Genomic DNA, 15,128 nt, shown 5'->3' on the forward strand with positions numbered 1-15,128 from the left:
CTAAGGTTTGATTATTAAATTAAGTTTAAAATTTAAAAATTTATCAATTTTTAAAAAACTAAAAATTTTGTAAAAAATATTTTCAAATAATATTAGAATACCAAATAATAATCGACTATCAGGCAAAAACTTCACTCTACCATAATCACCTGTAAAAATTATTAAAATTAAAGAAGTATACCATTTACGATGTATCTTTAAATTAGCTTTTTTAACTGACTTTGAAATTTTACTAAAATTATATTGTCCATAAGGCGAATCTTCTAAATTTTTTTTGAAAAAAAATTCTAAAAACCATTTCAAAAAATTTCCAATTAAACTCGATAAATTTGGTTCACTTATTATTATAATACCGTTTGGTCTTAATATATCTTTTAATTTTAGAAGAATTTTTTCAGGGTTTTTTGTATGATGCAAAACACCTTTTAAAACAATAATATCATATTTTTTTTTACCTACAATTTTTTTTTCTAAATCTATAATTTTATAAATTGGTCTGTTGTCATTTTTTTTTGCTGCATTAAGTATTTTTTTTGATGTATCAGTTGCTATATAACTCTTTGGCATTAATTCATTATTTAAACCTATACACGATGGGAAAACACCACATCCAAATTCTATCAAATCTTTCCCGTTTAGATTCACAGAATTAAAAAAAAGTCTATTTTCATATTCAATGCATTTAGCTATCCCACCATTTTTTAAAAAAATTTTTTTTTGAAATATTAATGTATTTTCTGTTTTGATATTTAAATTATAATTTTTTTTCATATCTAAAATATTTAATTATTAAAAACAAAACTAGTTGAATTAAAATTTTTAACCTCATCTTACTGTAACCTTTATCTCTAATTCTAAAATTAATGAAGACTTCTTTTATGTCTAATTTTTTAGTAGAACTTAATACTATATCTATTAGAATTTTATATCCTAAGAGTATTAGTTTTTTTTCAACAGATTTGAACACCTTTTTTTTAATTAGAAAAAATCCTGACATAGGGTCTTTAATTTCTTTTCTAAATAATAAATTAAATAAATGATTTAAAAGTTTTGAAAAAACAAACCTTATAGGATTCAAATTAGCTTCCTTATAATTGATAAGCTTTCTTGAACCAATCACAATATCACAGTTCGTCTTTTTAAACTTAGCTATTAGCTTACGTAAATCTCTCGGATTGTGTTGTAAATCCCCATCCATTACTATCAAATTATCATTTTTAGATCTATTGAAACCATAAACAACAGATTTTGATAAATCTCTTGGTTTTTCTTTTCTGATCAATAATCTAATTTTTTTACTTTTAATATTTTTAAAAATTTTATCAGAACCATCATTTGAGTCATCATCAACAAAAATGATTTCATATTTATTTTTATAATCAACAAGAGCTTTTTTTAAAGACGAAATTAATTTAGATAAGTTTTTTTTTTCTTTATAAATTGGAATTACAATTGAAAACTTCATTTAATTTGCAGTACTTAATAATTCATTATATTATATCATATATTTAATGAAAAAATTCTATTCAAAAAACAATTATATATACATATTATTATTTTTTATTTCATTAATAGGTTTATTCACTTATAAACATTATGGGATAGGGATAGAGGAGCACTTTCATAGAAAGTCCGGATTTTACTGGCTAAATTATATTTTAAGTTTAGGTGAATTTGAAAATTTAAAAAAAGTTGTAGATTTAAAATTAGACGAAATAAAAACTTTTACTCCTAGATTATTTCCAATAGAAAAATTTGGCTATTATGGAGTTTTGTTTGATTTACCACTAGCATTTGTAGAAACTTTTTTTCACATTAATGAACCTAAAAAATATTTTTTACTAAGGCATATTTCTATTTTTTTCTTTTTTTTAACTAGCGCATATTGTTTTTATAAAATTATCGAACTTAGGTATAAAAATACGTTTTTAGCCTTATTTGGATTTTTAATTTATATTTTCTCTCCAAGAATATACGGGAATATTTTTTTTGATAATAAAGATATATTTTATCTTTCAATGATAACTATAAATATGTTTTTCTATTTCAAATATTTAAAAAAAGATAACAATTTAAATTTAATTTTTTTTTCTATTTTTTGTGCATTTTCAACCTCATCAAGAATCATAGGACTATTAATACCTATTTCCTTTATATTTTTAATTTTTTTTGAATTTTTATCCAATAAAAGCAAAAAAGAAATTCTCAAAAAAATTTTTATTTTTTTAATCACATATTTAATAGCATTATTTGTTCATTGGCCTTACTTGTGGACTTTAGACTTAAGTCAAATAATAAACTTTTTTGATCCATTTTTCTCTGTTATGAATCCAATAGTTTATTTCAATGGTGAGTTTTATCAATCTAAATACCTACCTGCTTCTTATCTTCCTATTTGGATAGCGATAAGCACACCAGTTTATATATTTCTTTTTTTTTTAATTGGTTATTTTAAGCATTTTAAAAGAGTATTTAATAGGTTCATTAATATTAATGAAAAAAATTCAAATTTTTTTACTGATATGTGGAGTTCTAAAAATGAAAACTTTGATTTATTTTTATTTATAAATTTTCTATTAGTTATCATTACATATTTTGCGTTAAATCCAGCATTATTAAGTGGATGGCGACATTTTTATTTTTTAAACTTTTTTATAGTTTATTATGCATGTTATTGCGTAAATAATATTTTTTTAAACTTTAGAAAAACAAAATATAAAATAATATTTATAATTATATTGTTTATTATGAGCTGTTCTACTGTTTATGATATTTACAAATACCATCCGTTTCAAAGTGTTTATTTTAATAATTTAATTTCAAACAAGATGAAAAAAAATTTTGAGGTAGATACGCAATCATTATCTCGAGTTCATGCAGTTCAAGAGTTATTAAAAGAGGACGGAATTCTTAATATCGCTACAGCATCATGGACACCACTAGAAGATGCTCGCTCTTTAATATCAAAAAATGATTGGAATAGGCTTAATTTTGTGGGGACAGAATTTGATAAAGCTGACTTTATATATTCAAATTTTTATTATGAGGTAAATACCACTTATAACGAAAAATATAAAATACCTAAAAATTTTTCCATATATAAAACATTAATAATTGATGGTACAAGAATATATTCAATATATAAAAAAATATAATATGAAATTATTTGTTTATAAATCTTTATTTACTTGTCTATTAATATTTATTCTTTTTCACTTAACTATTGGCTACATAGCTAGAAGTTACGAAGCTAAGATATACAATACTTTTTCAAAAGATAAAATAAATTTTATCAAAGAAAAAATAAGATCTGAAATAAAAGCGGGTATAGAAAAAGATCAAATTTTATCAGATGAAGACACTCTTCTAATTAATCAATTTTTAGAAAAAATTTCTAAAGAGTTAAATAAAAAAAAATAATTTTTATGTTTTCAAAACGGACAAGGCTATACACAAATTTTAATTTATTGAATTTTTTTCACATTATTAAATCTTTTTTTTTAAGAAAAAAAAATTTTCAGAATGAACTACAAAATTACTTAGGGACTAATAATATTTCATTAACATCCCAAGGAAGATCTGCCCTGTATGAAATTATAAAAATCATAATTAAGAAAAAAAATAAAAGAATATTTTTTATAGCTCCTTACACTATTCCAGCTGTAATACATGCGATTAAATATGCAGGAGGTGAAGTTGTTTATATTGATCTAGATAAATCTACTGGCTTAATAGATGAAGACAAATTAGAAACAAAAATAGACAAAAACTCTGCAGGAGTAATAATTACTCATTTATATTCAAGCTCGATTCACATAGAGAAATTTTTAGAGAGATTCAAAAATAAAATATCAATCATAGAGGATGCTGCAATTAATTTTGGAGCCAAATCTAATGATAAATATCTTGGAACTTTGGCTGATTATGGTTTTTTTAGCTTTAATATTGTTAAAAATTTGAATACTTTAAATGGGGGAGCAATATACATAAAAGATAATCAAACATTTCATGAATATGTTACTAAAAAAAAACACGATAAATTTCCCGCTCTAAATACTATCAACCTACTTATTACAATAATAATTTTAAAATTATTTTTTAATAATACAATTTATCAATTATTTCATTATTTTTTAGTAATAGTTTATAAAAAAAAAATCAATTTTATCTTAAAAAAAATATATCCGATCCTTTTCCATAATTATGAGGAGGAAATTCCAAAAACTTATTCTTATGATTTTAATTGGATAATGAATGATGTAGGGATTTATAATTTAAAAAAAATTGAAAAAGATTTTCATGAAAGACGAAATAAAGCAATGATTTATTCAAAACTAATCAATAATCAAGTAGCAATCAAATACGATCGTTTTTCAAATGATAATGCTTTATTAGAATATACAATTATTTTAAAAAATATAGATAATCAAAAAGCACATGTAAAGCTTATGGAAGAAGGTTACGATATTAGGCATACATGGTACATTAATAATTATTCAAAAGAAAAAAACGAAAAAAATGAAAACTTTAATGACACTTATTTAGTTGAAAATAAAATATTTTGTCTCCCATTGCATAATAATATTAGTGAAAAAGATATTCATAAGATTTCTTCTATAATAAATAGTTTTGTTTAAAATGTCTTTTAAGTTAAAAAAAAATAATAAAAATTTAGTTAAAATTTTCAGCATAATAGAAGAAAAACTCCCAGATAGTATTTTTAAAAAATTAGGACTAAGTTTTTTTATTTATATGACTACAAATAAAATAATTCATGTCTATACTATTGAAAAAAACAATGATATTTCAGCTATAATTACTGTAATTGATTATAAAAATTATATTTCAATGAATAAAAAAATTATAAAATATTTTATTCAACATCCATTAAAAATTTTGATTAATTTTATTTCAATACTAGGCTCAACGTCAAAAAAATCTTTAATTAAAATTAATGAAGATTATCTTCATTTATTACATTTAATAATAATAAAAAAAAAATTTACTGATATTTCAATTAAAAGAAAAGATAGTATTTTAAACAATTTTTATAAAAAAATACTTAAGAAACACAGTTCAAAAGTATTATTTCTTTGTTTTGACGAAAAAAATAAAAAAGCACAAAGCTATTATAAAAGAAATAAATTTAATTTTTTTTATAAAATTAAAAACTTTATATATCTAAAAAAGAGATATCTTTAATGACATATTATAAGAATATTTTGTTAGGTTCTGGCATGAGTTCTATAGTGTATTTCAATTTAAAAAATGAAAAATTAAAAGTAATAACTGGAGATGAAAAAAAAATTTTAAAAAGTAAAAATTTCTATGAGTACCAAGCCTTTGGTGGAAATAGTAACATTTGGGGTGGTTACATAAATTTTGATAGACATAAAAAATTTTTAAAAAATAAAAATTATAATGAATTATTTCAAAAAAAATTATTTCAAACAAAAAAAATATTTAGTGAAAAATCTTATTTTACAAACACTTATAGTCTCGTTGATCAAAATAAAGATATTTTTAGAGTTAAGAGGCAATATTTAAAAAAAAAAGTTTTGTTTAACAAGATTAACAAAATTATTATTAAAAAAAGATTGATAGAACTTATATCTAATAAAAAAAAATATTCTACTAATAAATTGACCCTTTGTATTGGAAATCTTAATTTGATAAAACTTTTGTATAAATCTGAAATTATAAATTCAAATGATATAATTTCTTTCGAGGATGGAGATTGTACATATGTTTTAAATTTTTTAATAGATAAAAAAAAAAATTTTTATATACCCATGCCTCTTTTTTATATTTTTGAAAAACTTTTTTTGAAAAAATCTAAAAATTATAGACTAATAAAATCAAGCTTAATACTACAAAAATTTTCCTCAAAAATTCAAAACATAAAAATTTCATGTAAAGAATTGATGAAAATGGATGATAATAGACTTAGATTTTTTCTATCTAATCATATAGCGAATTTAAGAATTAATAATATACCTGTGAGAAAATTTATTTTTAAAAAATCAAAAAAAATTAATATTTTTTGTACTGGCACAGTAAAAAAATATGTTCCAGGTCCAGTGATTCAAGATTTAATTTTTGATATTAGTTCAAACTGCTGACATAGATTTTATTTGCTTATATCGATAAAATAGAATATTAGATATTAAAATTTAATTAAATGATAAACATAGGTATTAACGGTTTCGGAAGAATAGGCAGACTAATTCTTAGAGCTATTCTGGAAAACTACAGAAACAAAATAAATGTAGTTGCTATCAATGATTTAGGCTCTATAGAAACTAATGCACATTTAATTAAATACGACAGTACTCATGGCATTATGAAAGATGAAATTACTACTTTAAAAGACGGTTTTAAAGTAGGTGAACAAAATATAAAAGTATTTGCTGAGAGAGATCCAATCAATATACCTTGGGGAAAAATAGGTGCAGATGTTGTATTAGAATGTACAGGTATTTTTTTGGATAAATCATCTGCAGAGAAACATATTAAAGCGGGAGCAAAAAAAGTAATAATCTCAGCTCCAGGTAAAGAAGTAGATTTTACAATAGTTCAAGGTGTCAATAGCAAAGAGTTAAAAAAAAATCATAATATTATTTCTAATGGTTCTTGCACTACGAATTGTTTAGCTCCGGTCGCTATGGTTTTAGAAAAGAGTTTTGGGATAAGTTATGGTTATATGACCACAATACACAGCTATACAGGTGATCAAAAACTTTTAGATACATTACATAAAGATTTAAGGAGAGCTAGATCTACAGAGGGTGCAATGATACCTACCTCAACTGGCGCAGCTAAAGCTATGAGTTTAGTTTTACCTAGTCTTAAAGGTAAATTAGACGGTACAGCTATAAGGGTTCCAACACCAAATGTTTCCTTAATTGATTTCACTCTGGTAACTGAAAAAAATGTAACACCTGAAGAAATTAATCAAGCCATGACAGAGGCTGCAAATGGTGAATTAAAGGGAATATTAGATGTAAATCAAAAACCCTTAGTATCAAAAGATTTCAATCATAATCCACACAGTTCAATATTTGATGTCACCCAAACACAAGTAATTAAAGGAAAATTTATTAGAGTACTTTCTTGGTATGATAATGAATGGGGTTTCTCAAATAGAATGTGTGATACAGCTATTCAGATTGCTGATTTAGTTTAATTTTTAGATTTTTCGGCTTCTTCAATTAACTTAAGAGTATTTTTTGGGATATCTGAATTATCGAATTTAGATTTAGAAACGTTTGAAAATTTGTCCTTCTTTTTTTTCAAATTTTGAAGGTCACTAACAGCTGATAATATCTCTTCTATACTAAAGTTTTCTTCCATTAAGATCCAACTTTATATAGCCTGACCATATTAGTCATGCCTGCTTTACCGAAGGGTAAACCAGCAGTTATAACAACAAAATCGTTATTTTTTATAAACTTAAGTTTTTTAATAATTTCTTTAGAAATAGACATCATATCTTTCCATCCTTTTGCATCTCTACTATTTATTGATTGAACACCCCAAAGCAATGATACTTGTCTACTCACATTAATATTAGGTGAAATAGTTACTATTTTCGCAGCTGGACGCATTGAAGAAACAAGCTTTGCTGACTTACCCGAGTTAGAAAAAACAATTATAGCCTTTACATCTGGATTATAAGCTATGTCCTTAACAGAGAGAAGAATTGATTTAACAGGATCCTTATTTGTAATAATTGAATTTTTGAAATCTTCAATGTGATCTCTTTTGTATTTTTCAGTAGATATAATTGTTTTAGACATTGTAGACACAGCCTGTAATGGAAATTTACCAACAGCTGCTTCAGCAGATAGCATAACTGTATCAGCACCTTGAAAAATAGCTGTAGCAATATCATTAATTTCTGCTCTAGTTGCAGTATTATTTTCAATCATACTTTCAAGCATTTGAGTTGCAACAATAACTGATTTAGAGTTTTCAGAGCATTTTTTAATTAAACTTAATTGAACTTTTGGAACTTCACTATGTCCAATGTCAATTGCTAAATCACCTCTTGCTACCATGATAGCGTCTGTAGCTTTTATAATTTTATCGATATTTTTTAATGCAGATTTGTTTTCAATTTTTGAAATAATTCCAATATCTTTTTTAATTAATTTTCTTGCTTCAAGAATAAGTTTTTCATTTTGTAAAAAAGATAATGCAATCCAATTACAACCAAGTTTAGTTGCAGTTTTGATATCTTTTTTATCCTTTGCCGTAAGATTATTAAATGACATATTTAAATTAGGTATATGAATACCTTTATTGCTTCGTAAAATACAATTGTGGCTTTTGCATTTTATAATTACAGAATTTTTAGATTTTCCAATTACAGAAAATAAAAACTTCCCATCATCAATTAAAATTTTGTTACCTTTTCTTAATTTTTTAAGTATTTTAGAATATGGAAAGCTAACTCTAAAATCATTACCTGTTTTTACTTGGTTATCTAAAATAAATTTTTGATTATATTTTATTTTTTGATTTCCATTTTTTACTTTTCCGATTCTTAACTTTATTCCTTGTAAATCAGCTATAAGAGAAATCTTTTTACCTTTTCTTTTCTCAATTTTTCTTATTTTAGATATAATTTTCTTTATTCCACTAGTGTCATGACTAAAGTTTATCCTAAATGCATCAACTCCTAGTTCTACCAGCTTATTTAACTTAGATTCACTATAAATTGATGGACCAAGAGTAGCTAAAATTTTTGCTTTTTTTTCCATTAAGAGTTTTTTATGTTATAACACCTCTTCCCTTAAAAAAAAATATTAAAGAAGAATTAATTTAATGAGTAATAAAAAGATTGGAATTTTAACAAGTGGAGGAGATTGCGGTGGTTTAAATGCTGCTATTAGATCAATTTTTTATAGAGCAAAAAATAAATACGATATGCAGGTATTCGGAATAAGAGATGGTACAGCGGGATTAATTAAACGACCAGTGGATGCAATTCAACTAAATCATAAGACTTTTGGAGGGTACTTGTTAAGGCAAGGTGGAACTTTCCTAGGATCTACAAACAAAGGAAATCCTTTTAAAATTCCAACTGGAGATGGAAAACATGTTGATAAATCAAAAGAAATAATTGAAGGGTATCACTCAATGAAACTTGACGGTTTAATAATAATAGGTGGAGACGGGAGTATGCAAATACTAAAAAAATTAGCAAAAGATGGCAATATGAAAATAGTAGCTATTCCAAAAACAATTGACAATGATGTTGGAGCTACAGAAAGTTCAATAGGTTTTCATACTGCAGTAGATGTTGCTACTCAAGCATTAGATAACCTACAATCAACTGCTGCTAGCCACAGAAGGTCTATGATACTCGAAGTGATGGGACGAGATGCTGGACACATAGCTTTAAATGCTGGCATTGCAGGGGGCGCAGATATTATCTTAATACCAGAAATAAAATATTCAATCAGAGGGATAATTAATAAACTTAATCTTATGAAAAAAAATGATATTCAACATTCATTAATTATAGTTGCAGAGGCAGTAAAAAAAGAGGATGGATCTAGAGTAGTTCACAAGTATATGGACGGAGAACAAAGACTTGGCGGTATTGGAGATTACATAGCTCAAGAATTAATGAGACAAACAGATGTTGAATGTAGAGTAACATCGCTTGGCCATGTTCAAAGAGGTGCACCTCCAACAGCAAGTGATAGAATATTAGCGAGTGCATTTGGAGTTTATGCTGTTGACTTATTAAATCAAAAAAAATTTGATCGAATGGTTGCTTGGAGAGACAGAAGAGTAGTAGATGTACCTATTGATGAAGGAATTAAAACATATAAAAATGTTGAAAGAAAAGACTCATTAGTTGAAACAGCTCTATCTTTAGGGATTTATTTAGGAGATGATATTTAATGAGGAACAAGAATCTAAATTTAATTGCAAATAGACTTGTAAATGCTTTTTTAAAAAATAAAATAATAAGTCCAATTCCGAACATATATACAAAAAAGCTTTCAAATGCTCAAGAACTTAGAAAATTGTGTGAAAGTAAAATAAAAAAACCAATTATAGGATTTAAGGCGGCAGGGACTGGTATTCCTGTTATTAAAAAACTAAAGGAAAAAGAACCTTTCTATGCCTCTGTGTACAAACACAACGTATTAAAAAATAATAAATCTATTAAAATAAATAAATATACATTGGGTATAGAATTAGAAGTATGTTACTTTTTGAAAAAAAGTTTTTTCGATTTTAAACAAAAAATTTCAAAAAATAATATGAAAAAATTTATTGATAAAATTGCTCCATGTATTGAAGTAGTTGGATATAGACAGAGAAAAAACGGGATAAAGAGCTTTGGAGACTTATGTTCTGATTTTGGAGCTAATGTGAAATTCATCATAGGGCCAAGAAAGAAATTCAAAAACAATAATGTAAAAAACTTGAAAACAAATATTTCAAATTTTAAGATTAAGCAATCTGTTAATGGAAACACAAATACTGTTTATATTAATCCTATGAATTCATTATTATTTGTTTTAAAAAAACTTCAAAAAGACAAAATAAAACATAATAAAGATTTTTATGTTTTTACTGGGTCTTCAGTTGGAGTTGTGCCGATCCTGGGAAAGGGAACCTATAAGGGTAAAATTGATAAATTAGGTTCAGTTAAGGCTAAAATTAGTTAGATAAATAATAACCGATAATAACAATTACTAAAATAGAAATAAAAAATTTTAGGTTTTTTATTAAAGATGCTTTTTTCTCACCTTGAAATTTTCTTTTCGATAAAAAATAAATATTTGTTTCAGATTTATTTCTAAATTTTGGTCTTAAAGGAGAGGGAATTGTTTTGTTTTGTATACTCTTAAATTTTTTAGGATTAATTTGTAGCATAGTTCTATTAACTTCATTTTTATTAAGTTATCAACAGTTTATACAACATCTAGGTGCGTCAATATTGCAAATGATAATCATTATCAAATTATTGTAAATGATAATCATTATCAATAAAGGGGGAAAATGAGAATAATAACAATAGTTACTTATTTATTTTTACTTTCATTTGCAGGCAGTTTATTTGCAAATGAAGTAAATATATTTAGTGCAAGGCATTACGACTCTGATGTACAGCTTTATGAAAAATTTACTGCTAAAACAGGAATTAAAGTAAATGTTGTTTCTGGAAAATCTGGTGCTTTAGAAAAAAGAATAATCGAAGAGGGTGAAGACAGCAAAGCGGATCTTTACATCACAGCAGATGCTGGAAGATTAGGCGCTTTCGAAGCCAATCTTCAAGGTGGTCTTACAAGTGCAGCTATTAAATCAGCTGTACCTAGTAATTTCAGAACATCGAAATGGACTGGAATAGCAAAAAGAGCAAGAATTGTATATTTTGCTCCAGAAAGAGTGAGTGGTGCAGAATTAGCTGGCTTAACTTATGAGAGTTTAGCTGACCCTAAATGGAAAGGCAGATTAGTAATTAGAGCTTCTAATAATATCTACAATCAATCACTCGTAGCTTCACTTATCAAAAATAACGGAAAAGGCAAAGTAGCAGATTGGTCAAAAGGTATGGTTGCTAATATGGCAAGATCTCCAAAAGGTAACGATAGGGCACAAATCCTTGCTGTAGCTGCAGGAGAAGCAGATATAGCAGTAGCTAATACTTACTATTTAGCATTAATGCTTTCAGGAAAAAAAGGTGCAGAACAGCAAGCAGCTGCTAAAAAAGTAAAACCTTTCTTTCCAAATCAAGATGGAAGAGGAACTCATATGAACATTAGTGGCGCAGGTCTTGTTAAAGGAGCACCTAACAAAAAAAAATGCAATAAAATTAGTTGAGTTTTTATTGAGTGAGGAAGCTCAAAATCATATTGTAAATAATACTTTTGAGTATCCAATGATAAAAGGTGTATCTCCACATCCACTTGTTGTAAATATGGGATTAGATTTTAAACAAGATCTAAAAACAAAAGTTGTTAATTACGGAAAAAGACAAGCAGATGCTTTAGCAGTAATGACAGCAGCGGGTTGGAAATAGTTATAAATAAATATATGGAGCGAACAATAAAAAAAAAAATTAACTTGAATAAGTTAAATACAGGTTGTTCGCCTTGTATGTCAGAAGCTAAAAAAATGGAAAAAAAAATTTCACATAGGAAAGTTTCTGAAATCAAAATTGAGGAGGTTAAAAATATTATTTCCTCAATGTTTGATAAAAAGTATTAAGAGTTTGACGTTAATATCTCTGGCTTTAAATGCTAGCTAAATTTCACACTCAAGCCGCTTTAGCCAGAAAACTTTATGTGATAACAAAACTTATTAATGACAAAATATAATATATGGTTTTTTGGATCACTGATTGTAGCCGCAGTTGTAGCTATGCCAATTATTACCGTTTTTTCAAGTTTTTTTACCGAAACAAGCAGTTATATTTTCATATTAAAAGAAACTTTTTTAATTGATTATATTTTTAATTCTATAACAGTCTTATTTTTTGTTGTGCTTTTAACTTTAATTCTCGGAATTTTTTCCGCATATTTTGTATCTTTTTATGATTTTCCTCTATCTAAATTTTTTAGTTGGGCGTTAATCTTATCTTTCGCAGTTCCTGGATATATTTATGCATTTTCAATAATAGCTTTTTTTGAAAATTACGGTACAGCCTTTTCATTATTAACATTTTTTCTTGGTGAAAATAATTATAATCCAATTATACCTAAAATAGATGGGTTAATCGGAGCTATATTATCTATATCATTTTCCCTATTTCCATATGTTTATGTTTTGACAAGAGCATCATTTTATTATCAATCGAATAATTATATTGAAGTAGGAAAAAATCTAGGTCTTTCATCTAGAGAAACTTTTTTTAGAATAATTTTACCTTCTGCAAGACCAGCAATAATTGCGGGATTAGCTTTAGTATCAATGGAATGTTTGTCAGATTTTGGCACTGTATCATTTTTTAGTGTTAATACATTGACTACTGGAATTTATAACTCATGGCTTTCTTTTGATGATTTAAACACCGCTAATCAGATATCTTTTATTTTACTAATTTTTATTCTCTTACTGTTTTCGATAGAAATTTATTCAAGGAAAGAAGCAAGGTATCATCAACCAGGTAGAGGATTTAAGCCAATTACTAAAATTAAGTTAACTGGAAAAAAGTCTATAATTCCAATTTTTATTTGCTCATTGATTTTTCTATTAAGTTTTATTTTTCCAGTTTCTCAAATGATTTATTGGACCATTAAATTTCCAAAATATATCCAAGATATTGATATAATCAAAATTAATTTAAATACTTTAATTTTAGTTGGAATAGCCAGTGCATTTATTGTGATTATTTCATTATTTATTAATTATGGGAGCAGAATATCGAAAAGTAAAATTCTGGACTATTTAACCAATTTTTCTATTTCAGGATACGCAATACCTGGAGTAATTTTAGCAGTTGCTTTTATTACTTTTTTTTCTAATTTGAGCGATTTTTTATCTCACTTTTTTAATTTTAAAAGTATTAAAGGTTTATTCATAGGGTCTATCTTTGGACTTATTTTAGCTTATTTTATAAGATTTTTTTCTTTATCTTTTAATGGAATTAGATCTAGCTATGAGAAAATAAATAACTCGATAGATGAAAGTGCATATCTTCTTGGTTACTCTAAATTTAATACTTTTTTTAAGATACACGTCCCATACTTAAGTACAAATGTTATATTGATCGTTTTATTAATTTCTTTAGAGGTGATTAAAGAATTGCCTATGACGATGATTTTAAGACCTTTTAATTTTGAAACTTTCGCTACTCAAGCATATATTTATGCATCTCAAGATTTGCTTGAAGCAGCTGCTTTGCCATCTCTTTTTCTAATTTTTTGGGCGACTATTTTAATTCTATTGTCATCTAGATATATACTTTCAAAAAAAAATTAATATAATCTAAAAATGAGTAAGAATTTTTTTGAAATTCAAAACGGGTATTTCACTGCAAGTGAAACAAATAAAGTTAATAACGTAAATTTTACAATTAAAAAACAAGGTGAAATAGTTTCTTTGTTAGGTCCTTCAGGAATAGGAAAAACTACAATTTTAAGAACAATAGCTGGATTACAAAAACTCAGTGCTGGAAAAATAAAACTTAGAGATACAATCTTAGCTTCAGATGAAATTAATATTGAACCAGAAAATAGAAATATTGCTCTTTCATTCCAAGATAATTCATTATTCCCAAACTATAAGGTAATTGATAACATTAATTTTGGAGAAAAAAGATTAAACGGTAACAACTCTAAAATAGACGTTAAAGAAATAATTAAACTATTAAGAATTGAACCAATATTAGAAAAATTTCCTCATCAAATAAGTGCTGGAGAGGCACAAAGAGTCTCTTTAGCGAGATCTTTAATGTCTAAACCTGATTTATTATTATTAGATGAGCCTTTTTCTAATATTGATCAAAGCTTAAAGGAAGAAATTCAAGTTTCTGTAAAAAAATTATTAAAAAGAATAAACCTGACAACGATTATTGTCACTCATGACTCTTACGAAGCATTCTCGATGGCGGACAAATGTGGAATAATATTAGACCAGGAATTAAAACAATTTGATGTGCCATATAATGTTCATCACGAACCAAATTCAATTGATGTTGCCAATTTTTTGAACAAAGGAATATTTATAGACGTTCAAGTAGTTGACAGTGAGTGTGCAGTTCATAGATTAAGACATGAGGAACTAGGCGAGATAAGAGGAAAATTATCTAATAGTTTTCCATCAGGATCTAAAGTTAAACTTCTTTTGCAACCCGAAGACCTAATCCATGACGATCAAAGTAAATTAAAACTTGAAGTAGTAGATAGAAAGTTTAGAGGCACAAATTTCATTTACACATTAAAGACAAAAAAAGGTGAGCATTTACCTGTATTTGTTCATTCTCACCATATACACCAACATGAAAAATCAGAACAATTCGGTGTCAAATCTCCGATTTATATTGACCACTTAGTATGTTTTTAAGTAAATATATTAATTTAGCGCCCTTAGCTCAGCTGGATAGAGCATCGGTTTTCTAAACCGAGGGTCGTAGGTTCGAATCCTTCAGGGCGCGCCAA

Annotated in this window: 18 protein-coding genes and 1 tRNA gene; 14 read left to right on the forward strand and 5 right to left on the reverse strand. The window is 25.9% G+C overall.

Annotated elements, in window-relative coordinates; translation table 11 throughout:
* Together AMN78_RS02275 and AMN78_RS02280 are read right to left on the reverse strand one after the other, a co-directional pair.
* Nucleotides 1-771 (reverse strand): class I SAM-dependent methyltransferase, encoded by a 771-nt coding sequence (locus AMN78_RS02275; protein ID WP_075533978.1) that lies wholly within the window; start codon nucleotides 769-771, stop codon nucleotides 1-3.
* On the reverse strand, nucleotides 755-1,465 hold the full coding sequence (locus AMN78_RS02280; protein ID WP_075533979.1) for a glycosyltransferase: 711 nt from the start codon (nucleotides 1,463-1,465) through the stop codon (nucleotides 755-757). Before AMN78_RS02280 ends, AMN78_RS02275 begins: the two co-directional genes overlap by 17 nt.
* A gap of 46 nt (nucleotides 1,466-1,511) precedes the next feature.
* On the opposite strand from AMN78_RS02280, the gene AMN78_RS02285 reads away from it, so the two are divergent.
* From AMN78_RS02285 to gap, 6 genes are read left to right on the forward strand one after another with little or no spacing between them, the layout of a single operon-like run.
* Nucleotides 1,512-3,155, forward strand: a complete 1,644-nt coding sequence (locus tag AMN78_RS02285) for a glycosyltransferase family 39 protein (protein ID WP_075533980.1) — start codon at nucleotides 1,512-1,514, stop codon at nucleotides 3,153-3,155.
* 1 nt (nucleotide 3,156) lies between these two features.
* Complete coding sequence (locus tag AMN78_RS02290) at nucleotides 3,157-3,420, forward strand: hypothetical protein (protein WP_075534052.1); 264 nt, start codon at nucleotides 3,157-3,159, stop codon at nucleotides 3,418-3,420.
* 5 nt (nucleotides 3,421-3,425) lie between these two features.
* Nucleotides 3,426-4,637 (forward strand): aminotransferase class I/II-fold pyridoxal phosphate-dependent enzyme, encoded by a 1,212-nt coding sequence (locus AMN78_RS02295; RefSeq protein ID WP_075533981.1) that lies wholly within the window; start codon nucleotides 3,426-3,428, stop codon nucleotides 4,635-4,637.
* Between the two features lies 1 nt (nucleotide 4,638).
* Nucleotides 4,639-5,202 carry a hypothetical protein gene (locus AMN78_RS02300; RefSeq protein ID WP_075533982.1) on the forward strand — a complete coding sequence of 188 codons (564 nt, stop codon included), beginning with the start codon at nucleotides 4,639-4,641 and terminating at the stop codon, nucleotides 5,200-5,202.
* A gap of 35 nt (nucleotides 5,203-5,237) precedes the next feature.
* Nucleotides 5,238-6,122: a hypothetical protein gene (locus tag AMN78_RS02305; RefSeq protein WP_143323159.1), complete on the forward strand. Its 885-nt coding sequence runs from the start codon at nucleotides 5,238-5,240 to the stop codon at nucleotides 6,120-6,122.
* A 59-nt stretch (nucleotides 6,123-6,181) separates the two neighbouring features.
* Nucleotides 6,182-7,186 (forward strand): type I glyceraldehyde-3-phosphate dehydrogenase, encoded by a 1,005-nt coding sequence (gene gap / locus AMN78_RS02310; RefSeq protein ID WP_075533984.1) that lies wholly within the window; start codon nucleotides 6,182-6,184, stop codon nucleotides 7,184-7,186.
* Here gap and AMN78_RS04195 read toward each other — a convergent pair.
* Both AMN78_RS04195 and pyk read right to left on the reverse strand, forming a co-directional pair.
* Nucleotides 7,183-7,353, reverse strand: coding sequence for a hypothetical protein (locus AMN78_RS04195; RefSeq protein WP_179850602.1), 171 nt, complete (start codon nucleotides 7,351-7,353; stop codon nucleotides 7,183-7,185). The two genes, gap and AMN78_RS04195, sit on opposite strands and share 4 nt — an antisense overlap.
* The gene (pyk, locus tag AMN78_RS02315) at nucleotides 7,353-8,765 is read right to left on the reverse strand and encodes a pyruvate kinase (RefSeq protein WP_075533985.1); all 1,413 of its coding nucleotides are present in this window, start codon (nucleotides 8,763-8,765) and stop codon (nucleotides 7,353-7,355) included. Before pyk ends, AMN78_RS04195 begins: the two co-directional genes overlap by 1 nt.
* A 64-nt stretch (nucleotides 8,766-8,829) precedes the next feature.
* On the opposite strand from pyk, the gene AMN78_RS02320 reads away from it, so the two are divergent.
* Nucleotides 8,830-9,918, forward strand: a complete 1,089-nt coding sequence (locus tag AMN78_RS02320) for an ATP-dependent 6-phosphofructokinase (protein WP_075533986.1) — start codon at nucleotides 8,830-8,832, stop codon at nucleotides 9,916-9,918.
* Complete coding sequence (locus AMN78_RS02325; protein ID WP_075533987.1) at nucleotides 9,918-10,694, forward strand: fumarylacetoacetate hydrolase; 777 nt, start codon at nucleotides 9,918-9,920, stop codon at nucleotides 10,692-10,694. The genes AMN78_RS02320 and AMN78_RS02325 overlap by 1 nt, the downstream gene beginning before the upstream one ends.
* Here the strand turns inward: AMN78_RS02325 and AMN78_RS02330 are convergent.
* Nucleotides 10,687-10,902, reverse strand: a complete 216-nt coding sequence (locus tag AMN78_RS02330) for a hypothetical protein (RefSeq protein WP_075533988.1) — start codon at nucleotides 10,900-10,902, stop codon at nucleotides 10,687-10,689. The genes AMN78_RS02325 and AMN78_RS02330 overlap by 8 nt on opposite strands.
* Nucleotides 10,903-11,028: 126 nt before the next feature.
* Between AMN78_RS02330 and AMN78_RS02335 the strand changes: the two genes are divergently transcribed.
* The 6 genes from AMN78_RS02335 (at nucleotide 11,029) to AMN78_RS02350 (ending at nucleotide 15,127) form a co-directional block, all read left to right on the forward strand.
* Nucleotides 11,029-11,850, forward strand: coding sequence for an extracellular solute-binding protein (locus AMN78_RS02335; RefSeq protein WP_256997697.1), 822 nt, complete (start codon nucleotides 11,029-11,031; stop codon nucleotides 11,848-11,850).
* A gap of 7 nt (nucleotides 11,851-11,857) precedes the next feature.
* Complete coding sequence (locus AMN78_RS04250) at nucleotides 11,858-12,049, forward strand: hypothetical protein (RefSeq protein WP_256997698.1); 192 nt, start codon at nucleotides 11,858-11,860, stop codon at nucleotides 12,047-12,049.
* 14 nt (nucleotides 12,050-12,063) lie between these two features.
* Nucleotides 12,064-12,237: a hypothetical protein gene (locus AMN78_RS04200; RefSeq protein WP_179850603.1), complete on the forward strand. Its 174-nt coding sequence runs from the start codon at nucleotides 12,064-12,066 to the stop codon at nucleotides 12,235-12,237.
* Between the two features lie 96 nt (nucleotides 12,238-12,333).
* Nucleotides 12,334-13,950, forward strand: a complete 1,617-nt coding sequence (locus AMN78_RS02340; protein ID WP_075533989.1) for an ABC transporter permease — start codon at nucleotides 12,334-12,336, stop codon at nucleotides 13,948-13,950.
* 12 nt (nucleotides 13,951-13,962) lie between these two features.
* A complete protein-coding gene (locus AMN78_RS02345) occupies nucleotides 13,963-15,033 on the forward strand; it encodes an ABC transporter ATP-binding protein (RefSeq protein ID WP_075533990.1) in 1,071 nt (356 codons plus the stop codon).
* A 17-nt stretch (nucleotides 15,034-15,050) separates the two neighbouring features.
* Nucleotides 15,051-15,127 (forward strand) — tRNA-Arg (locus tag AMN78_RS02350).
* Nucleotide 15,128 lies beyond the last annotated feature (1 nt).

It is taken from the genome of Candidatus Pelagibacter communis (assembly GCF_001179945.1).
GTDB lineage: Bacteria > Pseudomonadota > Alphaproteobacteria > Pelagibacterales > Pelagibacteraceae > Pelagilacustribacter > Pelagilacustribacter ubique_A.